Consider the following 20,445-nt stretch of genomic DNA (forward strand, 5'->3'; position numbering starts at 1 on the left):
AGCGGCGCGCGGCTTGTGGCGGCCGTCACCACGCCGGTGGTCCGTCGTCGTACCAGTCGAGTGCGGCTCGATGGCAGTCGTCGCAGCGCTGGAACCACGGGGCGCAGGGACGGCCGCAGGACGCGCACAGCGACGCGTCGGTGAGGGGCCTGCGCCGGGCGACCAGCTCGACGACGCGGCGGGACGCCGCCTCCTCTCCGGCCGAGGCTTCTTCGGGGTGCACGCCGCCGACGACGCCGAACGAGCGGCCGGCCGCACCCAGGTCGCGCATCATCGCGGCGTGGCGCTCCGCCTCGTCGAGGCTCATCCGGGCGACCGCGGACTCGGGACGAAGCATCCCCCGCAGGGAGCCGTCCGTCAGCACCGCGGAGGCGATCGCGGGGAAGGCGCCGCCCGCGTCCACGGGTAACGTCATGAGCCGCCACACCGTCGCCCCGTCGCCGGGCCACGAGGCGTCCACCGTCGCGCGGGCGCGGACCGCGGCGCGGGCCGCCTGCCACATCGAGAGCAGATGATCGATCGGGGCGGGACGTAACCAGGGCCGTGCGCCGACCGCATGGCGGGCCGCCTTCCGCCAGCCGGTCAGGGCGTGCGGGATCTCGGCCGGAGCGGGGTCGCCGAGCTCGCACCAGTCCGGGCGCAGGTGCGCCCGGTCGATGGACAGGTCGGAGGGCGCGCCGTTCGCCACGGCGACGGCGGCGCGTACGAGCCCGGCGTCCGGCGCGAACCCGGGGATGCCGCCGGCGTACACCGCGACCCGGCCCTCGGCGTCGGCGAGGCCCCGCCGGCCGGCTCGCCCCGCCATCTGGGCGGCTTCCCACAACCGCAGCGGGCGCCGTTTCGTGCCGTCGAACTTGCCGGTCTCGGCGAAGGCCACCGCGCGCAGCGGCAGATTGATCCCGTGCCCGATGACGTCGGTCGTGACGATCACTTCGACCTCGCCGGCGACCAATCGCTGGATCTGCTCCCGTCGCGCCCCAGGCGGCATGGCGCCGTACAGGACGGTGGCGCGGCGGCCGTGATCGATCAGCTCGCGGTGCAGGGCAAGCACCGCCCTGCGGCTGAACGCGAGCACGGCCGAGCCGGCCGGAACCGTGCCGGGGCTCATCGGGGGTGCGTGGGTGAGCTCGGCCTGCCGCGAGTGCCGCGCGATCTCGAGGTGGCCCGCCTGGGCGAGGGCGGTGCGCAGCAGGGCGCCGGCCTCGGGGGCGGCCGCGACATGGATGTGACGGTGGGACCCGGACAGCAGCAGCCGGGTCCAGGCATGGCCTCGATCGGCGTCGGCGAGCCAGTGCGCCTCATCGAGCACGAGCACGTCGCCGCCGGTGGGGGCGGACTCGGCGGTACAGGACACGACATCGGCCCGCGGGTTGATCCGCTCCTCGCCGGTGACCAGGCCGACGCGCTCGTGCGGAAGGCGGGCGCGCAGCCTCTCGTAGACCTCACGGGCGAGCATCCGCAGGGGAGCGGCATACGTGCCCGACCGCCCCCGCACGGCCTGGGCGACGAGGAACTCGATCGCGTCGTGGGTCTTGCCGGAGTTGGTGGGGCCCAGGTGGAGGACCACTCGCTCCGGAGGCGTCGTCCGCGCCGCGAGGCGCACCCGGGCCCGCGCCGCCGCCTCACGCTCCAGGTCGCGCCGCCGGCGCGATGCCTCCCGCCTGGCCTGACGTCGCTCGATCGTGGGGTCGTGACCCGTCATGACTCCCCCTGGTGGTCGGGTGACTACTCAGGGTGGGGAGACTAGTGAGACGGGCCGACATTTCTCCGGGGACGGGATGCTCAGCCGGCGCCTCCGGCCACGTACGACGGGGTGAACGTCACCGGCAGGGAGACCAGGCCGCGCATCCACACGGACGGCGACCACTCCAGCTCCTCGGGGCTCACCGCCAGCAGCACGTCCGGGAGCCGGTCGAGGAGCACCTCGACGGCGGCCCGGCAGATGACCTCGGCGAGCTCCGGGGCCGGGTACGGGCACCGGTGTTCGCCGTGGCTGAACGACAGCATGGCGTGGTTCCCGGCGGTGACCGACTCCGGGTCGGGCCGTACCTGCGGGTCGCTGTTGGCCGCCGCGAGGCCCAGGACGAGCAGGTCGCCGGCTTTGATCTGCTGCCCGCCGAGCTGGATGGCCCGGGAGGCCCAGCGCCCCAGGTAGTTCTGCGTGGGGGTGTCCTCCCACAGCACCTCGTTGAGCGCCTGGCCGACGCTGCGGCGCCCGCCCGCGAGGTTCACCGAGAACCGGTCGTCGGTCAGCATCAGCCGGATGGTGTTGCCGATCCAGTACGCCATCGGCTGCTGGGCGGCGGTGATCACCAGGACCAGGTCGGCGATGAGTTCCTCTTCGGTCAGGCCGGCCGGATCGTTCAGCATGCGCGTGGTGAAGTCCGACCCCGGCTGCTCAGCCTTGTGCGCCACCAGCCGCCGCATCGTCGCGTCGATGCCCTGATACGCCTCGAGCGCGCCTTCGTCGCCGTTGACCGTGGTCATCATGTCCCGCAGCAGGCCGGGCGTCTCGGCCTCGGGCAGGCCGAAGATCTTGGCGACGGCCAGCAGCGGCAGCGGCTGCGCGAACTCGGCCATCAGGTCGACCTCACCCGCCTCGACGAAATTGTCGATCAGGTCGTCCGCGATCCTCTCGCACTGCATCCGGAGGTCGAACTGATCGACGCCGAACAGGCCGTCGCTGATCGCGCCCGCCCGGCGGCGGTGCTCGTCCCCCTCGGCGAACAGCGTGGAGGGCTGGTAGCCGACGAACGGCATCAGGGGCCAGTCGGGCGGGATGTTCGGCCACTGGTTCCAGCGGCGGCAGTCGCGGGCGAACACGTCCGGATTGCGCAGCACATGGTGGAGCTCCCGGTAGCCGATCACGAACCAGGCTGGGACGTCGCCCTCGATCACCACCGGGACGACCGGCCCGTGCTCCTGCCTCATCTCTCGGTACAGCTCCGCCGGATCGCGCAGGAACCGCGGTCCGTACAGCGGCAACACGTCGGTGTGGACCGGGCAGCCCATCGCCCCGGTGTCGGCGTGGTCGGGGGCCGGCTCAAGGTCGGTCATGATCTCTTTCCACGATCAGTTTCGGTCAGCGTCCGCCGACGGCCAGCGCGGGGGAGAACCGCGCCGGCAGCCCCGTCAGCCCGCGGACGTGGAAGGACGGCCGCCAGACGAGGTCTTCGGCGGGGACGGACAGGAGGACGTCCGGGAGCCGGTCCAGCAGCACCTCGACGGCGGTTCGGACGATCACCTCGGCGGCTTCCCGTGTGGACTGCGGGCATCCGTGGCTGCCGTGCCCGAAGGCCAGGTGGGCCTGGTTCCCGGAGATCCCCGTGGGTGAGCCGGGCCGTACGTGCGGATCGGTGTTCGCGCCGGCCATGCCGATGATCAACATGTCGCCGGCCCGGATCCGGCGACCGGCGAGTTCGGTGTCCCGCGCGGCCCACCTGCCGACGTCGTTCTGCACCGGCCCGTCCTCCCAGAGAACCTCGTTCAACGCCTGGCCGACGCTCCGGCGGCCGCCGGACAAGGTCAGGGAGAACCGGTCGTCGGTGAGCATCAGGCGCAGTGTGTTGCCGATCCAGTTCGCCACCGGCTCCTGTCCCGTCACCATCACCACGAGCAGGTCCTGGGCGATCTCCTCGGCGGTACCGGGATGAGTGGTCACGATGCGCGAGGCCAGGTCGGTGCCCGGACTCTCGCGCTTCATCGAGACGAGATCGTGCATCGCGGCGACCACCCGGCCGTGCGCCGCGAGCGCGCCTTCGCCGGTGTCCAGCGCCTCGACCAGGTCCCTGGCGACGGACTCGAGCCGCGTGCCGGGGACGCCCAGCATCTCGGCGAGGACCAGCACCGGCATCGAGTACGCGTAGTCGGCCAGCAGATCCGCCTCGCCGCGGCCCGCGAAGTCGTCGATCAACGTGTCGGCGATCCGCTCACACCGGAGCTGCAACTCGAACGGGTCGATGCTCGCGAACGCCCGCTCGACCGCTTCGTACCGGCTCTGGTGCTCGGATCCCTCGCCGAAGAACATCGACGGCTGGTAGGCGATGAACGGCATCAGCGGCCAGTCGGACGGGATCTCTCCCCACTTGTTCCAGACGCGGGAATCACGTGGGAACAGCTGGGGGTCGGTCAGGACCCGGTGCAGCTCCCGGTAGCCGATGACCAGCCACGCGAAGACGTCGTTCTCCAGGAGGACGGGCACGATCGGCCCGTGGTCGCGCCTCAGCTCCGCGTAGAGGGCGGCGGGGTGCTCGCTGTAGATGCGTTCGTACAGGCGGACCGCCCCGTCGGCCGACCCGTCGGTCATGAGTCCTCCTCCGTCGGGGAGGGTGACCACAGGGCCGTGCCTCCGATGCCCTCGCTTCGCTCGGTCATCAGACGTGTTCTCTGGTGGACAGGGAGTAGAGGTGGTTCACGAGAGTGATCAGTACCTTCTTGCTCGACTGGCGGTCCCGGGCGTCGCAGTCGATCAGCGGGATGTCCTCGGACAGGTCGAGTGCCTCCCGGATGTCCTCCGGCCGGTGCTCCGGCCCGCCGAAGTCGTTGCGGGCCACGATGAACGGCATCCCGTGGTGCTCGAGGCGGTCGATGGCGTACCAGGAGTCCTGGACGCGCCGGGTGTCCACGAGGACGACCGCGCCGAGGGTGCCGGAGAACAGCCGGTCCCACAGGAACCAGAACCGCTGCTGCCCCGGGGCGCCGAACAGGTACAGGACCATCTCGTCGTTCAGGGTGATCCGCCCGAAGTCGAACGCCACGGTGGTCGTGGTCTTGCCCCGTACCTCGCCCGCGTCGTCGATCCCGACACCGGCCCGCGTCATGATCTCTTCGGTGCTCAGCGGCCGGATCTCGCTCACCGAGCGGACCATGGTCGTCTTACCGACGCCGAAGCCGCCGACGATCACGATCTTCAGCGCGTTGCTGACGGTGCTCGGCAGCGGCGCGGCACCGGTGGCCTGGTCAGAGCTTTTCAAGTCCAACGAGCACCTGCTTAAGGACGGTCGGGTCGGGGAGTCTGGTCTTGGCGGGGCCGGGTGTGGGGGCCGCGGCGCTGGACGGGTGGCGTGCGGTGATCCGGCCGGTGTCGAGCAGATCGCACAACAGGATCTTCACGACGCTGACCGGCAGCCCGAGCTCGGCCGCGATCTCCACGACCGCCTTGGGGCCGGTGCACATGCGGAGGATCTTCACGTGCTCGGACTGCATGCCCGGCGTCGGATCGCACTCGCTCACGATCAGGGAGACGCTGTCGATGGAGCTCTCGTCCACCCGGCTGCGGCCGCCGGTGACGATGTACAGGCGGTCCGGGTCTTCTCTGTCGACGGACCGTGTCATCGTGCGCCGGTGCCCTGCTGCGACTGCCGGGGCGCGGCGACCAGGTACTCGCCGAGCTGCTCGACGAGCTCGTGCATGTTGTGCCCGATCAGGCCGACGTCGGCCTCATCGGTCGCCACGACGGCCAGGTGGGCGCCCTCGCCGGCCTCCACGATGAACAGCAGTCCGCCGTGGAACTCGGTCATGGACTGGCGGAGGCCGCCGGAGCCGTCGCCGAACTCCGCGGACGCCCCGTAGGCGAGGCTCTGGATGCCCGAGGCGATGGCGGCAAGCTGGTCGGCCTGGTCGACGCTCAGCCCGTACGTGTGGCAGAGCTTGAGTCCGTCCTTCGACAGCACGAGGGCGTGCCGGGTCTCGGGCGTTCTCTCCAGGAGGTTTTCCAGTAGCCAGTCGAGGTCGCGATCTGTGGTCTTCATCGGTTCATCGGGGAAAGTGCTCCGGGTCTGCGCGCCCGACGCGTGCCCCCTGCCTCCAATCTCTCGTCGTTACATTCCTGCCTGGCGGGCGAGCCGAGCGTTCATGCGTCGTCTGGCTCGGAGGCATGCGCGTCGTTCCCTGTCCGCTTGCGACGACCGGCCTCGCGGAAGGCGGTGAACTTGGCGCCGGGGTCAAGGGGCTTGGCAGGCTTCTTCTTCGGCGCGTCGGCCGACGCCTCCGAGGGCGCCGACGCCGCCGCGAGCGTCTGTCCCCTTCGGCGCTTCGGCAGTCCGGCGATCATGTTCTCGCCGGTGGTGTCGCTCTCGGCCTGCGGCGTACCGGAGGCGGCCGGCGCCGCGGCACCGGTGGGGGCGTCAGGTGCGGCGACGGTCTCGGCGACGTCGTTCGCCGGCGCGGTGAGGGTCGCCGTGGCGGCCGGGGCGCCGTCACCCGGGCCGGAGGCGGTCTCGGTACGGCGCTGGGCGCCCGCGGCGCGAGATCCGGCCGGAGCGGCCTCGGGCGCCGGCTGTGTGACGAGCTGCCGGGGGATCATGACCACGACTCCGGTGCCACCACGCGAGGACGGGCGGAAGGAGACGGTCAGGCCGTGCTTACGGGCGAGGCAGCCCACCACCGCGAGCCCGAGGCGTGTGCCGGAGAGCGTCGCCAGGTCCAGCGCCTCCGCGGACACCGCCTGCTCCGCGCGCTCGAGCGCGGCGGAACTCATCGCCAGACCGCCGTCCTCGACGGTCACCACGATGCCCGTGTGGATCTCCTCGACGTACACGTGCACCTCCTCGGAGGGAGGCGAGAAGCTGGTCGCGTTGTCCATCAGCTCGGCCAGGGCGTGCATGACGCCCTCGGCGGCGTACCCGGCGACCGCCGCCGTGCTGGTCGAGTGGATGCGGACCCGCTGGTACGCGCTGATCCGGCCGACGGCGCCCCGGAGGATGCTCTCCATCACGATCGGCTTGGTCCAGCGCCGGCCGGAACGGGCGCCGGTGAGCACGGCGATGCTGTCCGCCAGGCGTCCCGCCTGAGCGGTGGCGTGGTCGAGTTTGAGCAGGTCGCCGAGGGTCTCCTCGTCGTGGCGGTTCTCCATCTCGCGCAGGTCGGCGAGCATGCTGGTGGCCAGCGCCTGGACGCGGCCGGCCGCGTTGGCGCAGGCGGACATGGCGGCCGCGCGCATGCGCTCTCCCCGGCCGACCTCGTCGACGAGGGTCCGCAGGATGCGCCGGTGGGCGGAGCCGGTCGGCTGCACGACCGAGGCGAGGACGGTGTCGGAGGACGCGCCGTCGCGCAGGCGCTTGACCGCGCCGGGCAGCGTCTCGTCGGCCAGCCGCAGGAGTTCGGCCTCCATCGTGGCGACGCGGCCGCGCAGGCGGCGCGCGGTCTGGAACCCATGGGCGGCGAAGGCGAGCGTGGCGCACAGGGCGAGCGCCGCCACTCCGGTGTACGTCGCGACGAGTGCGCGATCGCCGGCCGGTACGGACGCCGTCGCCAGCAGGCAGGCGCCGCCGGTCACGACCACGGCGGCCAGCAGGACGAGCAGGGTCCGGTCCATCGGCGGGCGCTCCGCCCGTTGGCGGCTTGGAACGTGTGCTGACATCGATCAGGTCCTCGTCGGCGGTCGGTACGGGATCGGAGCAGTCCGGAGTGAGCCGGGCACCGTACGTCGGGAAAACCGCCCAGGCTCAGGTAATTGCCGCTAAACGGGCATTTTGCTGCCGTACGGCGCGGGAAGTGGTGATGGCCGCCGGCTCGGACGTGCCTCGCGCGGGGAGGCGACGAAGGAGACAAAAAGCGAGCGCCATTCGCTTTTGCCGCCCCGGATGCTCGCGCATGTCTGTCGTGATCCCTCGCCTCAGCCGCGATGTCCACCCGGTTCCGACAGAGATCCGGGCCGCGCGCGGGAACGAAATATTAGCCGTTTCGTAGTTCCGACGCTACGGTTCGTCATCCATTAGTGTCATTCCCACGCTTTGCGGCCGAAGGGACACTTTGCCGGCCAGCGGTCCGTCCGTTCCGCGCGGTCGGCCGCCCGCGCCCGCCTGTTGAGCGACCGGCCGAACATCGGAGCACTTCCGCGAAAGGCCGGTGTTTAGCCTTACGCGGTCGAGCCGCGCGGGGCGCCGGCGTCCCTTGAGGTGCGCGGTCCAACAGCGAGGCCGTTTCCCATGGATTCGGAGTTCGCCAGGAGGTCCGATGACGGCGACGTTCTTCCTCGCGCCGTCGCTCTTTCTGTGGCCGGACACCTCCGACGTAAGGGCGGCCGCGAACCCGCGGACCCGTCATCCCACCCGGCGGAGTGCCTCGGGGGTGAGGTCCTTGAGGGAGGGGTAGCCGTCCACCGCCATGATCAGGTCGGCCTCGGCCAGTAGCGAGCGCAGCACGTGGACGACGCCGTGGACGCCGCCGAGCGCCAGGCCGTAGGCGTACGGGCGGCCGATCCCCACCGCGGTGGCGCCCAACGCCAGCGCCTTGATGACGTCGGCGCCACTGCGTATCCCCGAGTCGAACAGCACCGGCAGCCCGTCGGCGGCGTCGAGCACGTCGGGCAGGCACTCCAGGGTGGTCAGTCCTCCGTTGGCCTGTCGTCCGCCGTGGTTGGAACAGTAGATGGCGTCCGCGCCGTGGTCCTTGGCGCGGCGGACGTCGTCGGGGTGGCAGATGCCCTTGAGCATCAGCGGCAACTCGGTCTGGGACCGCAGCCAGTCCAGGTCGTCCCACCGGAACGGCCCACCGAAGATCGGCAACGTGCGCACCGCGACCTCGGTGGGGTCGTCGCCGGGCCGCAGTCTCTTCCGGAAGACCGGGTCGCTGGTGTAGTTGCTCAGGCAGCCGCTGGGCACCTGCGGGTAGTTCGAGCCGCGCAGGTCGCGAGGCCGCCAGCCGGTGACCCAGGTGTCGAGGGTGACGGCGATGCCCTTGAACCCCGCCGCCTCGGCGCGGTGCACCAGACTCGCGGCCATGTCCCGATCCGGCGGTGTGTAGAGCTGGAAGAAGCCGGGCGTATCGCCGAGCACGTCGGCCACATCCTCCATCGGGTCCGCCGACAGCGTTCCGACGAAGAACGGAACACCGGTGCGAACGGAGGCGAGCGCACAGGCGAGGTCGCCGTGCCCGTCCAGGGCGCAGACCCCGATCACCCCGATCGGCGCCATGAACACCGGCGAGGGCAACCTCACCCCGAACAGCTCGACCGACATGTCCCGGTCGGTCGGGGCGACCAGCATCCGCGGATACAGCCCCCAGCGCTTGAACACCTCGCAGTTGGCCCGCTGGGTGTGCTCGTCACCGGCCCCACCGGCCACGTACTCCCAGACCTTCGGCGGCATCGCGGCCGACGCCTTCTCCTCCAGCTCCGCGAACCTGATGGGGTACGGCGGCTGCCACCCGGTCAGCCCCCGGGCGTACAGCTCGTCCTGGTACTCGGCGAACGCTGCCACGATCTGCGTGTTACCCCTGGTGAGCTGCGCGAATCCGAACGCACGGCGCGCTTGCCGTTGTCCCGCGACCCCGGGGCGCCCCAGGTGGCCGGCGCCGAGATCGCGATGTACCCGAGTACGAACTTGGGGAACTTCGCCCAGACGAACCGGGCGCGGGCCCCGATGCCCCCGGCGACGCCCGTGGCCTTGTGGCCCGCGCCCGAGGCCGGGCCCGCCACGCTCAGGTCGACCAGCCGCACCGCGGCCCTGTGGAGGGAGCGGTGAGCGCCGCTGGTGAGACGCTCATCGGGCCGACTCCCGTACACGCGCCAGCATCGACGCCACCTCGGGCGTCAGCGTGTCGGCGATCAGGGCGTTTCCCCGGTCGCTCGGGTGCGGGCCGAGCCTGCCGTACGAGAACAGGGATTCCGGGTCGGCCGCCTCGGTGAAACGCGACGTCACGTCGACCACCGGCAGCAGGCGGCGCATCCCGGCGAAGACGTCGCCGTAGACCCGTCCCCGGTCGGCGCGCTCCAGGTCCACCACCTGCGGCATGACGAGCAGGAGGGGCTGCTTGCCCGCGTCCCGGCACGTCGCCGCGAACCGTTCGACCAGCGCGGTCAGCAGGCGCACGGCCGCCGGCTCGCGGTAGAGGCGTGCGGTCCATCGCGCGTTGTCGCGCAGAACGACGTTGAACGCCCGCTGGAAGGCCCCGTCCCGGTCGCGGGTGAGCCGGCCGGCGGCCAGGTGCGCGAGTAGCGGGAGATGCCGCCGCCAGCGCCGCGCGAGCCGCGGCAGGTAGGGGAAGCGCAGGATGTCGCGGCGGAACTTGCTCCGGTAGAACCCGTCCAGCCGCTGGATACGGTCCAGCTGATCCTGGTAACCGGCGTATTCGGACGGGTCCCGCACCGCGCTCGGGTGGTGTTCCAGACCGGAGCGGCCCAGCGTGAAGCGTGGCTTGAAGGCCAGCGTGTTGCCGTATTCGAAGTAGTGCTTCCAGTACGACTGAATCCGGGCGATGGTCTCCGGCACGACTCCCATGATCACGACGTCGGCCTCCAAGGAGTCCAGCTCGCGTTCGAGCCGTAGCAGGCCCTGGTCCAGCCCGTAGTTGCCGACGCCGTAGTTGGCCACGTTGACGCCCAGCCGGCGGGACAGGTGGTGCGGCCAGGTCTCGTCGTCCCCCACCAGGCGGCAGAACGTGAAGGAGTCACCGAAGCACGCCACGCCGGCCGGCGCGTCCAGGTCGGCGAAACCCGGATCGCGCCGCCTCCCGCGGGCGTCGACGGCGAAGGAGACCTCGCCGGAGGTCGTCCGCTCGGTGCCCGTCTCCCCGGGCCGCCTGCACCAGCCCAGGTCCGGGTCGAAGGACTTCTCGCCGTGTCGTTTCGCCAGGTCGGCGGCGATGTGCGGCGTCTCGTCGCGCGGGCCGATGAGCCAGGGGAAGCCCGATCTCAGGCGTCGCACCAGTACGAACGCGGCCGCCTCCAGCACGCCGTACAGCACCGCCGCCACGACCGTGGGCGCCCTCATGACCGTACGGCGGGCAGCGCCGCGAGGACGCGGTCGACGAGCGCGTCCGGCGTGCCGTCGGGTCCCCAGCTCTGCAGCACGAGGTCCGGCTTCGGCGGACGCGGGAACGGGATGTCGACGCCGACGACGTCGCGCATCCGGCCGTTCCGGGCCGCCTGGTACAGGCCCTTGGTGTCGCGCTCCTCCAGCACGCTCATCGGAACGTCGAGGAAGACCTCGAAGTACTCCGAGAACGTCTCGCGGTTCCACTCCTGCCACTCCGGGAAGATGGACAGGACGGCGGCCACGACGTTGATGCCCTGGCGGTCCAGCATGGCGCACAGCCGGCTGACCCGGCCGGCGTTGGCCTCCCGCCCCTGGACGTCGTGCCCCAGCGACTCTCCCCATACGTCGCGCAGCAGGTCGCCGTCGAGATACACGACGTTCGGCGACTCGGCCTTGAGCCGGGTGACGAGGCGCGTACCCACCGTCGTCTTGCCGGCCCCCGACATGCCGATCAACCAGATGACCATCACTGCCTCCCCTGGTCGGTGAGTTCCAGCCGTCCCGTCGCGGTGAGCGACTCGTACAGTTCGAGGTCGTCCCGGCGGTCGACCTCGGCCCAGTCGCCGGCGCACGGGACCGTCTCGATCCGCTGGCCGGCGTCGAGCAGCAGTTGCAGCAGGCCCGTCATGTCGAGTCGGTCCCGCTGCTCCGGTGAGAGCGTGCCGAGCACGGTCTCGACCGCCCCCCAACTGGCCGGGGTGAACCGCAGGAGCCCCATGTACTGCCCCTCGATCTCCGCGACCGTACGGGCGCGCCCGCCGATCTCCCGCAGCGATCCGTCCTCGGTCCGCCGGAACGTCTCGGCGTCCTCCAGCGGCTCGGCGAACCGCCGTGCCCAGAGTTCGAGCCAGTGGGGGTCGTAGGCGATGGCCAGCTCACCGGGGGCGTGCGCGAGGCGTGCGGCCGTCTCGGCGGAGTACACGATGTCCCCGTACGACACGAGGCACGGGGCGGAGCGCAGCCAGGCCGTCGCCGCCCGCAGCGAGGCGACCATGTTCGTATGCGCCCACCGCCGCGCGATGAACACCTGCCAGTGGTCTCCCGCCAGCACCTCGGCGCGGTAACCGGCGACGAGGGCGAAGTCGTCGACGCCGGCGCCCGCGAGGGCGGAGCGCTGCCGGGCCAGGAGCGTCCGGCCGGCGAGCGGGACCAGGCACTTGGGCCGGTCGTCGGTGAGCGGGCCGAGTCGTGAGCCGCGTCCGGCGGCCAGGATGATCCCCTTCATGCGCTCGCCCCGAACCAGTCGTGGAACAGCGCGCGGTCGTCTTCGGCGAACGGCGTCATCCGCTCGGGATGCCACATGATCCCGGCGAGCGGGGCATTCTCGTGTCTCACGGCTTTGATCACCTTTCCCGGGCCGGTGGCCCAGACCTGGAGTGGGGGACGGGTCCGCATGGCGGCCCACGTGTGGTAGCTGTTCGCGACGCGTTCACGGCCGTCGACCGTGAGCACCTGGCGTTCGGCGACGTGCCCCCGCACTCGCGTCAGCGGCACGCCGAAGCGATGTTGGAGGAGCTGCATGCCGCGGCAGACGCCGAGGAGCGGGAGCCCGCGGCGCTCCGCCGCGTCGACGAGCGCGAGCTCGGCGGCGTCGCGTTCGGGCGCGTCACCGCCGTAGGCGGCCAGGTCGTTGCCCCCGGTCAGGAGGACGCCGCGCACCGGCGACCGCCGGAGTACCGCGAGCGCCGCCGTCGTGTCATTGGGCAGCGGCAGGGGCAGGAGCCCGCAGTGCAGGAGGAAGGCGGCCCAGCGCCGGTCCAGAGCGTCGTTCCGGGTCCCGTGCGCGTCGACCACCACCCGTTGACTCACCGCCACATAGCTCACGGCTCCTCGTTCGTTCATGGCAGGACCTTGACCTGGTGGTTCAGGCAGTCGATCGTCAGAGCGCGCGCGGCCGCGCAACGGCCGTACAGCGTCTCGCCGGCACCGATCACCGCGGGGATGCCGAGCTGGTGGGCACGGATCGCCATGTGGGAGTTGGCGCCGCCGAACCGCGTGACGAAGCCGCTGATCCCCTGGGAGAAGATCCAGTCGTAGCCCGGGTCGCCGCTGGGCAGCAGGAGGATCTTCCCGGTCAGGTGCGCGGGCTCCGCCTCGGCCACCTCGACCGGCGCGGTGACCTTTCGCTGCGTCACGTAGTTCGGCTCGTAGCGGGGCAGGTGGAACGCGGTGACCTCGGACGGCTCGCTGATCACCGGCGGCATGACGATGCTCCGCGTCAGCTCGTGGCGGGCGCGGCCGTCGTCCACCGCCCGGCGCAGCGCGCGCCCGGGCTCGTCCGCGCCGCGGTACAGCGCCTCGATGACGGACACGTCGACGTAGGACATGTCGTCGGCGTCCAGCCCGTGGCGGCCGCCGAACTCCTTGATCAGCGACAGCGCCTCGCTGAGGTGACGGGTGAACTCGAACTTGGAGTTCTCCCGCTGGACGATGCTGCCGGTGATGAACGCCCACAGGCTCTCGGCGTCCGGTTCGAGCCCGTGCGTCCGCGACAGCCGGTCGACGCGGCGAAGCGCGCCGGGCGGCAGCCGGAACTCCTCCGGCTCCGCGGTACGGCCCGGGGCGGCCGACCAGTCGAAGTAGTCGTCCGGCGCCTCGTCGTAGCGCGGTGAGCAGATGTCGTACGTTCCGGGGCGCAGGAAGCCGTACGTGGCCAGGAACTCCTCTTTCGCCAGCACCGTCCGGTCGCGCAGCATGCGGTTCGTCACCGTGTCGAGGGACGCCATCAGGCGCGCGACGCCGTCCTCGTCGAGGACCTCACGGGCGACGAGCGACCGCAGCATCTCCACGGCGATGAAACCGAGCCGGGCGAAGCCGGCGAACGCCAGCGTGCCGTACCGGCGGCAGTCCTCCAGGAGCCAGTGGACGCGCGCGGCCGGATCCAGCTCCGAGTCGCGGATCCGCGCCAGGCGACCGCGCAGGGACCTGATGTTCGCCTGGTCCTCGATCCGCGCCGGATGCTCCGGGCGCATGAGCCGGTTGGTCAGCGCGCGCAGCGAGCCGGCGATCCGCCGGCGTTCGTCGTCGTCGAAAAGGCCATGGGTCCGGCACTTCAGCCGGTCCTCAAGATCAAAGCAGTAGGAGGAGAAGACAACGTCGAATTCCAGCTTGTCGTGGAATTCCGGATTTTCGGCCAGTCGGTCCAGATAATAAGTGGCGAGACGTTCCGCCAGGGATTCGTCCAGATCAGCGGGAATGAGCGAGTTGCAACTCGCCCGTATGTCGACGTACGGCAGTCCATAAAAGTCGAGCAACAGGGGGAATCCGCGCACGTCCCGGTAGCCGTAGCGCACGCGTTGCTCGGCCCACTGCGCGTCCGTGATCAGCCGGCGGTAGATCGAGAGGGCCAGGGGGCGCGGCTTCGTACCGATGATCTCCGCCGGGTTCCAGTCCGGCATCACGCCGAAGAGGGCCCGGTCGCCGAGCAGGTACGGATGGGGCCTGCCGGCCGCCTCGACCTTGGCCGTGATCGCGGCGAGCGCGGTCTCCTGTCCGGCGGTGCCAGGAAGGGCGTCGACGACCAGGGGGCGCACCTGCAGCAGGAACAGCCGGTCGGCGGCGTCGAAGGCGAACTCGATGTCCAGGCACGACGTTCCGAGCTCGCCCTCCAGCTCGCGGGCGAGCGCGACGACACGGCGCAGCCGGGCGTCCTCCGGCATCGCGGAGGCGTGCCGCCACAGGTAGAAGGTCTTCAGGCCGGACGCCCTGCCGCCGGTCACCGCCTCGGTGTCGCCGGCCTCGTCGTAGTTGACGACCACGTACGGCGCGCCGGTGCCCGGGTCGCAGGTGAAGACCACTCCGGACATGGTGGGAGAGTCGACCATGGGCTGGACGAGGACGTGCTGGTCGCCCAGGCCGGTGAGCTCGGTGAGGTCGGCCCGGTACGAGTCGACGACGGCCCTGATGGCGGTCCGCAGGGCCTCGCGTCCGACGGTGTCCGGCACCGAGAGGTACCTGCCGGGCATCAGGGTCTCGGCATGGTCCTCCATCAGGGTGCTGCTGCGCACGATCAGGGCCCCCCTGCCCCACGGCCGGTCCTGGATCGCGTCCAGGACCTCTTCTTCGTGCTCCAGCCAGGAATCGACGCGGAAATAGTGCAGCGGCAGGACTTCGGCTTCCTTGATCACCGGAAAGAGGCGTTCCAAGGTTTCGGCCTTCGTTCCGAAAGCTGCCATCAGGCTTCCTCCTCGGGGGATTCCAAGGCCGTACGTGCGCCGAAGAGCCGCCGCGGCGCGGCCACCCGCAGCACGTAGGACGTTCACCTTTCCGTCGTCTGAACGTCATGCATGTTTAACCCCGCGATTCCCGGCAAATCACTTTCTCCTTGACAGCAGCTGGACGTTCTCAAGCGGTGGCATCTTGATGACACGGGGAAACATGGCCATGAACGCAGAGCACTCCCGCCGACAGAGCACCGTGGACGAGGGCAGACCGGACGAACGCGATGCCCTCGGTCTGCGCAAGGTGGACCGGGCCGTCTACGGGCTCTGGCTTCGCCATCCCGACTGGAACACCGCGGCGATGGCCGAGCGGCTCGACCTTCCGGCAGAGGTGATCGCGAAGGCGCGCGAGGTCCTGCTGTCGAAGGGCCTGCTCGCCGCCGATCCCGCCCTCCCGGACCGGGCGCTGCCCGCCGGACCGGACGCCGTGGTCGAGCGGACCATCGCCACCATCGAGGCGGACGCCGCGCGCCGGCGGGCCGACGCCCTCCGGGCGGGAGCCGAGTTATCAGCGCTCGTCACCGCTCGCCTGACGGAACACCAGGAACCCCCGGAGGCGATCGAATGGATCCGGGACATGCCGACCGCCCGCCTGCGCCTCGGCGAGCTGGTCCGTCTCGCCCGGCACGAGATCTTCGCCCTGCACGTCGGCGACCCGCCGGGCTGGAAGATCGCCACCGCTTTCTCCGCGTTGAACCGGCGCACGCTCGAACGCGGCCTGCCGATCCGCGCGATCTACGAGCACGGACGCCTGGCCGACCGGACGGCGCTCGCCCGGATGGCGAACCTCGTCGACAAGGGCGCAGAGGTCCGTACCGCGACGCGTCCGGCGATCTGGGGAACCGTCGTCGACCGGACGATCGGCGTGATCCCGGCCGGTAACGACGACCAGGGTCTTCTCGTCATCACGGGCACCGGCATCGTGCACGCTCTGTCGGCCCTGTTCGAGAGCTGCTGGTCCTGGGCCCAGCCGCTCGCCGCGGGCACCGCACAGTCCGGGCACCCCGAGAGCCCCGGCGACGACACCGGCGAGGGCGGAGGACTCAGCGAGCACGACCGGCTGCTGCTGCGGCTGCTCAGCCTCGGCATCAAGGACGAGGCCATCGCCCGCAACATGGACATGTCGGTCCGTACCGTCCGCCGGCGCATCTCCCAGCTGTTCGACCGTCTCGGCGTGACCAGCCGGTTCCAGGCGGGGGTGCAGGCCGTGCACCGAGGCTGGCTCTGAGCGCCGCGGGCGTCAGGAAGCTGCCGCGGCGGATGGATGGCAGCTAGCTGCGACGCGACGCCGTTTGAGCGCGTAAGGCGCGGACACGGGATTCAGTGACGTTCGCCGGCGAACGACGAGTCGCGGGAACGCGACGGCCCGTCGAACGCGGAGGAGTAATTCATGTACGCAAAGGTTCGTGACACCGAGTTGTACTTCGACGTCGAAGGCTCGGGGCTCGCGCGGAACGGCCGCGAGGCGCACGAGAAGCCGGTGCTCTTCGCGCTTCCCGGGGGACCCGGCGGAGACCAGGCCGGTCTGAAGCCCATGCTCTCGCCACTGAGCGACCAGGTGCAGATCGTCTCGGTGGACCACCGGGGAAGCGGCCGGTCGGCCCCCGGCCCGGTGGAGACGTACACGATGGAGAACCACGTCGATGACGTCGAGGCGCTGAGGCGGCATCTGGGGCTGGGGAAGATCGCGCTGCTGGGCATCTCGTACGGCGGGATGGTCGCCCAGACGTACGCGACCCGCTACCCCGAGAACCTCTCCCACCTGCTCCTGGTCGTCACCGCGCCGGACCACCGTTTCCTCAAGCGCGCCCAGGAGATCCTCGCCGAGCGCGGCACTCCGGAGCAGCAGCGGACGGCGGAACGGCTCTTCGCGGGCGAGTTCGAGAGCCCGGACCAGATGCGGCACTACTTCGAGGTCATGGGGCCGATGTACTCCCGGACCTTCGACCTGGAGGAGGAACGCTCGCGGCGGTTCATCTTCACGCCCGAATCGATCAACGCGGCCTACCGCGGCTACCTCCGTGACTGGGACGTGACCGGCGACCTGCACCGGATCACCGCGCCGACGCTCGTGATCGCCGCCCGCCACGACTGGATCTGCGCTCCGGAGTTCTCCGTCGAGATCGCGCAGCGCATCCCCGGCGCGGAGCTGCGCATGTTCGAGAACAGCGGCCACAACGTGAACGCCGACGAGTACGACGCGTTCATCGACGTGCTGCGCGGGTTCATCCCCTATCCGCCGCGGCACGACCATCTCGCAGAAAGGGTCTGACGAAATGACAACGGACAGCCGGGTCAAGTGGGACTACACCAAGCTCGCGGCGACGTACACGCAACGGCCGCCGTACGCGCCCAAGGCGATCGACCGCATCGTCGCGACGTGCGGGAAGACGGCGCCGCGCGTGGCCGACATCGGCGCCGGCAACGCTCACCTCACCGTCGACCTCCTCTCGCGCGGATGCCTGGTCGACGCCGTCGAGCCGAACGAGGCGATGCGCGAGATCGGCATGGACCGTACGGCGGGCGGCACGGTGACGTGGCACGTCGGGATCGGGGAGGACACCGGGCTGGAGACCGGGGCCTACGACCTGGTGACCTTCGGCTCGTCGTTCGCCACGACCGACCGCCCGGCGGCGCTGCGGGAGACGGCCCGCATCCTGCGCCGGCCGGGCTGGTTCACCTGCATCTGGAACCACCGCGACCTGCAGGACCCCCTGCAGGCGGAGGTCGAGGCCCTGATCCGGGCCAAGATTCCCGACTACGGGTACGGCACCCGGCGCGAGGACCAGGCGCCGGTGATCGAGGAGAGCGGGCTGTTCGAGACGCCGACCGTGCTGCGCGAGCCCATCATGCACCGGGTGCCGGTCTCGGACTGGCTCGCCGCCTGGCGGTCCCACGGGATCCTGGAGCGTCAGGCCGGGGCGCAGTTCGAGAGCATCCTCGCCGACATCGACCGGCACGTGCTCGCGCTCGGCGTCGACGAGCTGGAGATCCCGTACGTGACGGTCGGGTGGATCGCCGCCGTACGCGAGGGACGTTCCTGAGCGACCGTCAGCGGCCCCGAAGGAGAGCGCCATGACAACCCTTCCGGATCCCGGTCTCGCCCTCGGCCGGGTCAGCGACCTCTACCGGCGCAACGCCGCCGGGTTGACCGAGGGCGACATCGTCGTCGCGAGTCACGGCGGTTCCGGACAGTCCCTCATCGGTAACATCCTGTACGAGCTGGGCCTCAACTACGTCGACGCGTACACGGAGGTTCTCCATGAGGACGGCCGGGCCGTGGCCGCGGACGCGCACACGGGATACCGGAGCCATCTCGCCTCACAGCACGACAAGGACGAGGGCCGGGACGACGGCCGCCCGATCCGGCCCTGGCCCCGTTTCGTGAAGACGCACCATCCTCCGGTGGTCTTCGGCGACGCGGCGTTCGGCGGAGTGTGGATCCTCGTCCGCGACCCGCGCGACGCGATCTACGCGAGCTACCAGTGGCGAGCGGGGTTCGCGGAGGAGGAGTGGGATCGGGTACCGGACACCTTCCAGGGCTGGCTCCACGGCCGGGGAGACTTCAGTGACAGCCCGGCGAACGACTGGCCCGCGTTCTACGAGGCGTGGACGGAGCGGGCCCGCACGTGCGGTCACGTCGACGTGCTCAGGTTCGAGGATCTGAAACGCCGCCCCACCGAGGTGGTCGTCGGCGCGCTCGACCGGCTCGGCGTGAAGGTCACGCCGGACGAGGTCGCCCGCGCCGTGGAGGCCAGCTCGTTCGCGAAGATGCGCGAGCACGAGGACCGGATGGACCCGTCCGGCTCGGACGGCGCCGCCCGGCCGAGGGTGATGCGGGCGGGTAAGACCCAGGGGTGGAAGGACTGGATGACCCCGGAGCTGGCGGACTTCTTCGCCGGCGCCGAACTGCGGGAGGTGGCCCGGCGGTACGGCTACGACCTGCGGGAGGTCGCGTGACGAGCGCCACGGAGACGTCGCACCAGGAGACCGCCGACGGCGGACTCTCGCGCTGGCCGGTGGCCCTGCTGCTGGCCAGCGCGTCCTTCCTGGTCCTGTTCGACAGCCTGGCGCTCGCCACGGCCCTGCCGTCCATCGGCGCCGACTTCCGGCTCCGACCGGGCTCCCTGCAATGGGTGATCAGTCTCTACTCGCTGAGCATCGGGGCGTTCCTCGTCCTCGGCGGGCGCGTCAGCGACCTGTGGGGCCGGCGCCGGACCCTGCTCGCGAGCCTGGCGCTGTGCACCGCCGCCGGGCTCGTGGCCGGGCTCGCCCCCGGCCTGCCGCTGCTGCTGGCCGGGAGAGTCCTGCAGGGGCTCGCGGCCGCGTTCGCGATTCCGGCGGCGCTGGCCACCGCCGCCACGGTGTTCCCCGAAGAGCCCTGGAAGAGCCGGGTGTTCTCGGTCATCGCCTTCGCGGCGTGGTCGGCGGGCCTGGCCGGCGCCATGCTGGGCGGACTGATCACCGCACACCTCGGCTGGCGCTGGGTGCTCCTCCTGACCGTCCCGGTCGCGGCGGCGGCCTTCGCCGCGGCCGCGACGCTGCTTCCCCCCGACCCTCCGCGCCGCGGCGCGGGCGAGCGGCTCGACGTCGGCGGCGCACTGCTCGCCAGCGGCGGACTCGTCGCCCTGATCCTCGGCCTGCAGCAGCTCACCGACGACCGGCACACCGTACGCTCCGTCCTCATAGCGTGCCTGGGGCTGGTGCTGCTCGGCGGCCTGGTCGTGGTCGAGCGGCGCGTCACCCACCCGCTGGTGAAGCTCGGCTTGCTGCGCTCACGCCGCATCACCGGGAGCTTCCTGGCCTTCGGCGCCTACTGCGCGGGCTACTCGGCCGTCATCGTGCTCGGCAGCCTGTACCTCCAGGACGTGCACGGGCTGTCGGCCACCGCGGCGGGCCTCACCCTTTCCCCCGTGCTCGTCGGCGGGATCGTGAGCTCGAGCCTCTCCTCGATGGTGCTGCGCCGGTTCGGCGCGCGCGCCGTCCTGACTCCGGCCTTCCTCCTGTGCGCCCTGGCGCTGACGGTCGTCACGCTGCTGGGCACCGCCGACGTCGTCGTCCTCGCGCCCTGGCTGGTCCTGTGGGGGATCGCGTCCGGCCCGATCTACGTGGCCCTCACCAGTGAGTCCATCGGCATCGCCGCGGAGGAGGATCGCGGCACCGTCTCGGCGCTGTTCGAGTCGATGAGCCACGTGGGCGGCGGAGTCGCGGTGGCCGTCTACCTGACGATGCTCGACGCCGGCGCCGGCTACCGCGCGGCCCGGCTGCTCGGCGCCGTGTCGGTGGCCCTCGGCGCCGTACTGGTGTGCCTTCTCCTGTCCGGGCGAGACCGCGGCCGGCCGAATCCCGTTCTACCTGGTCGGACGCTTCGCGACTGAGACGCGCATCACATTCTTCTGGGGATTGATGCCGGGCCGTTCGCTGTTCGAGCGATGTATCCGGAGAAACGGGGACACGCTCCCCGGTTC

The 20,445-nt window shown here is 71.1% G+C and carries 18 protein-coding genes; 5 read left to right on the plus strand and 13 right to left on the minus strand.

Annotated features, from left to right (window positions below):
- Positions 1–25 precede the first annotated feature (25 nt).
- The 13 genes from QSK37_RS39230 to QSK37_RS39290 form a co-directional block, all read right to left on the minus strand.
- Positions 26–1,702: a helicase-related protein gene (locus QSK37_RS39230; protein WP_285631356.1), complete on the minus strand. Its 1,677-nt coding sequence runs from the start codon at positions 1,700–1,702 to the stop codon at positions 26–28.
- An 80-nt stretch (positions 1,703–1,782) separates the two neighbouring features.
- On the minus strand, positions 1,783–3,057 hold the full coding sequence (locus tag QSK37_RS39235; RefSeq protein WP_285631359.1) for a cytochrome P450: 1,275 nt from the start codon (positions 3,055–3,057) through the stop codon (positions 1,783–1,785).
- Between the two features lie 25 nt (positions 3,058–3,082).
- Positions 3,083–4,306: a cytochrome P450 gene (locus tag QSK37_RS39240; RefSeq protein ID WP_285631362.1), complete on the minus strand. Its 1,224-nt coding sequence runs from the start codon at positions 4,304–4,306 to the stop codon at positions 3,083–3,085.
- A gap of 67 nt (positions 4,307–4,373) precedes the next feature.
- The gene (locus tag QSK37_RS39245) at positions 4,374–4,979 is read right to left on the minus strand and encodes a GTP-binding protein (protein WP_432705643.1); all 606 of its coding nucleotides are present in this window, start codon (positions 4,977–4,979) and stop codon (positions 4,374–4,376) included.
- Entirely contained in the window at positions 4,960–5,334 is a 375-nt protein-coding gene (locus tag QSK37_RS39250; protein WP_285631368.1) for a DUF742 domain-containing protein, read from the minus strand. Before QSK37_RS39250 ends, QSK37_RS39245 begins: the two co-directional genes overlap by 20 nt.
- Positions 5,331–5,750, minus strand: a complete 420-nt coding sequence (locus QSK37_RS39255; protein ID WP_285578071.1) for a roadblock/LC7 domain-containing protein — start codon at positions 5,748–5,750, stop codon at positions 5,331–5,333. The genes QSK37_RS39250 and QSK37_RS39255 overlap by 4 nt, the downstream gene beginning before the upstream one ends.
- 101 nt (positions 5,751–5,851) lie before the next feature.
- Positions 5,852–7,315 (minus strand): sensor histidine kinase, encoded by a 1,464-nt coding sequence (locus QSK37_RS39260; RefSeq protein ID WP_285631371.1) that lies wholly within the window; start codon positions 7,313–7,315, stop codon positions 5,852–5,854.
- Positions 7,316–8,042: 727 nt separating this feature from the next.
- The gene (locus tag QSK37_RS39265) at positions 8,043–9,200 is read right to left on the minus strand and encodes an alpha-hydroxy-acid oxidizing protein (protein WP_285631374.1); all 1,158 of its coding nucleotides are present in this window, start codon (positions 9,198–9,200) and stop codon (positions 8,043–8,045) included.
- Positions 9,201–9,482: 282 nt separating this feature from the next.
- A complete protein-coding gene (locus QSK37_RS39270; RefSeq protein WP_285631377.1) occupies positions 9,483–10,712 on the minus strand; it encodes an SGNH/GDSL hydrolase family protein in 1,230 nt (409 codons plus the stop codon).
- A complete protein-coding gene (locus QSK37_RS39275) occupies positions 10,709–11,224 on the minus strand; it encodes an adenylyl-sulfate kinase (RefSeq protein ID WP_285631380.1) in 516 nt (171 codons plus the stop codon). Before QSK37_RS39275 ends, QSK37_RS39270 begins: the two co-directional genes overlap by 4 nt.
- Positions 11,224–11,982: a phosphocholine cytidylyltransferase family protein gene (locus tag QSK37_RS39280; protein WP_285631382.1), complete on the minus strand. Its 759-nt coding sequence runs from the start codon at positions 11,980–11,982 to the stop codon at positions 11,224–11,226. Before QSK37_RS39280 ends, QSK37_RS39275 begins: the two co-directional genes overlap by 1 nt.
- A complete protein-coding gene (locus QSK37_RS39285; RefSeq protein WP_285631385.1) occupies positions 11,979–12,599 on the minus strand; it encodes a gamma-glutamyl-gamma-aminobutyrate hydrolase family protein in 621 nt (206 codons plus the stop codon). The genes QSK37_RS39280 and QSK37_RS39285 overlap by 4 nt, the downstream gene beginning before the upstream one ends.
- Positions 12,596–14,932 (minus strand): PEP/pyruvate-binding domain-containing protein, encoded by a 2,337-nt coding sequence (locus tag QSK37_RS39290; RefSeq protein WP_285631388.1) that lies wholly within the window; start codon positions 14,930–14,932, stop codon positions 12,596–12,598. Before QSK37_RS39290 ends, QSK37_RS39285 begins: the two co-directional genes overlap by 4 nt.
- A 208-nt stretch (positions 14,933–15,140) precedes the next feature.
- Between QSK37_RS39290 and QSK37_RS39295 the strand changes: the two genes are divergently transcribed.
- The 5 genes from QSK37_RS39295 (at position 15,141) to QSK37_RS39315 (ending at position 20,355) form a co-directional block, all read left to right on the plus strand.
- Positions 15,141–16,205 (plus strand): LuxR C-terminal-related transcriptional regulator, encoded by a 1,065-nt coding sequence (locus tag QSK37_RS39295; RefSeq protein WP_285631391.1) that lies wholly within the window; start codon positions 15,141–15,143, stop codon positions 16,203–16,205.
- Positions 16,206–16,367: 162 nt separating this feature from the next.
- Positions 16,368–17,249, plus strand: coding sequence for an alpha/beta fold hydrolase (locus QSK37_RS39300; protein ID WP_285631394.1), 882 nt, complete (start codon positions 16,368–16,370; stop codon positions 17,247–17,249).
- Between the two features lie 4 nt (positions 17,250–17,253).
- Entirely contained in the window at positions 17,254–18,021 is a 768-nt protein-coding gene (locus QSK37_RS39305; RefSeq protein ID WP_285631397.1) for a class I SAM-dependent methyltransferase, read from the plus strand.
- Positions 18,022–18,052: 31 nt separating this feature from the next.
- The gene (locus QSK37_RS39310; protein WP_285631402.1) at positions 18,053–18,937 is read left to right on the plus strand and encodes a sulfotransferase domain-containing protein; all 885 of its coding nucleotides are present in this window, start codon (positions 18,053–18,055) and stop codon (positions 18,935–18,937) included.
- Entirely contained in the window at positions 18,934–20,355 is a 1,422-nt protein-coding gene (locus QSK37_RS39315; protein ID WP_285631405.1) for an MFS transporter, read from the plus strand. Before QSK37_RS39310 ends, QSK37_RS39315 begins: the two co-directional genes overlap by 4 nt.
- Positions 20,356–20,445 lie beyond the last annotated feature (90 nt).

It is taken from the genome of Actinoallomurus iriomotensis, from assembly GCF_030269445.1.
GTDB classification, from domain to species: Bacteria; Actinomycetota; Actinomycetes; order Streptosporangiales; family Streptosporangiaceae; genus Actinoallomurus; species Actinoallomurus iriomotensis.

Excerpts from the sequence above, each read along its gene's own strand:
- QSK37_RS39295 (WP_285631391.1), top strand. The coding sequence starts at position 15,141 with ATGAACGCAGAGCACTCCCGCCGACAGAGCACCGTGGACGAGGGCAGA.
- QSK37_RS39290 (WP_285631388.1), bottom strand. The coding sequence starts at position 14,932 with ATGGCAGCTTTCGGAACGAAGGCCGAAACCTTGGAACGCCTCTTTCCG.
- QSK37_RS39255 (WP_285578071.1), bottom strand. The coding sequence starts at position 5,750 with ATGAAGACCACAGATCGCGACCTCGACTGGCTACTGGAAAACCTCCTG.
- QSK37_RS39250 (WP_285631368.1), bottom strand. The coding sequence starts at position 5,334 with ATGACACGGTCCGTCGACAGAGAAGACCCGGACCGCCTGTACATCGTC.
- QSK37_RS39275 (WP_285631380.1), bottom strand. The coding sequence starts at position 11,224 with ATGGTCATCTGGTTGATCGGCATGTCGGGGGCCGGCAAGACGACGGTG.
- QSK37_RS39310 (WP_285631402.1), top strand. The coding sequence starts at position 18,053 with ATGACAACCCTTCCGGATCCCGGTCTCGCCCTCGGCCGGGTCAGCGAC.
- QSK37_RS39270 (WP_285631377.1), bottom strand. The coding sequence starts at position 10,712 with ATGAGGGCGCCCACGGTCGTGGCGGCGGTGCTGTACGGCGTGCTGGAG.
- QSK37_RS39260 (WP_285631371.1), bottom strand. The coding sequence starts at position 7,315 with ATGGACCGGACCCTGCTCGTCCTGCTGGCCGCCGTGGTCGTGACCGGC.
- QSK37_RS39305 (WP_285631397.1), top strand. The coding sequence starts at position 17,254 with ATGACAACGGACAGCCGGGTCAAGTGGGACTACACCAAGCTCGCGGCG.
- QSK37_RS39230 (WP_285631356.1), bottom strand. The coding sequence starts at position 1,702 with ATGACGGGTCACGACCCCACGATCGAGCGACGTCAGGCCAGGCGGGAG.
- QSK37_RS39280 (WP_285631382.1), bottom strand. The coding sequence starts at position 11,982 with ATGAAGGGGATCATCCTGGCCGCCGGACGCGGCTCACGACTCGGCCCG.
- QSK37_RS39235 (WP_285631359.1), bottom strand. The coding sequence starts at position 3,057 with ATGACCGACCTTGAGCCGGCCCCCGACCACGCCGACACCGGGGCGATG.
- QSK37_RS39300 (WP_285631394.1), top strand. The coding sequence starts at position 16,368 with ATGTACGCAAAGGTTCGTGACACCGAGTTGTACTTCGACGTCGAAGGC.
- QSK37_RS39240 (WP_285631362.1), bottom strand. The coding sequence starts at position 4,306 with ATGACCGACGGGTCGGCCGACGGGGCGGTCCGCCTGTACGAACGCATC.
- QSK37_RS39285 (WP_285631385.1), bottom strand. The coding sequence starts at position 12,599 with ATGAACGAACGAGGAGCCGTGAGCTATGTGGCGGTGAGTCAACGGGTG.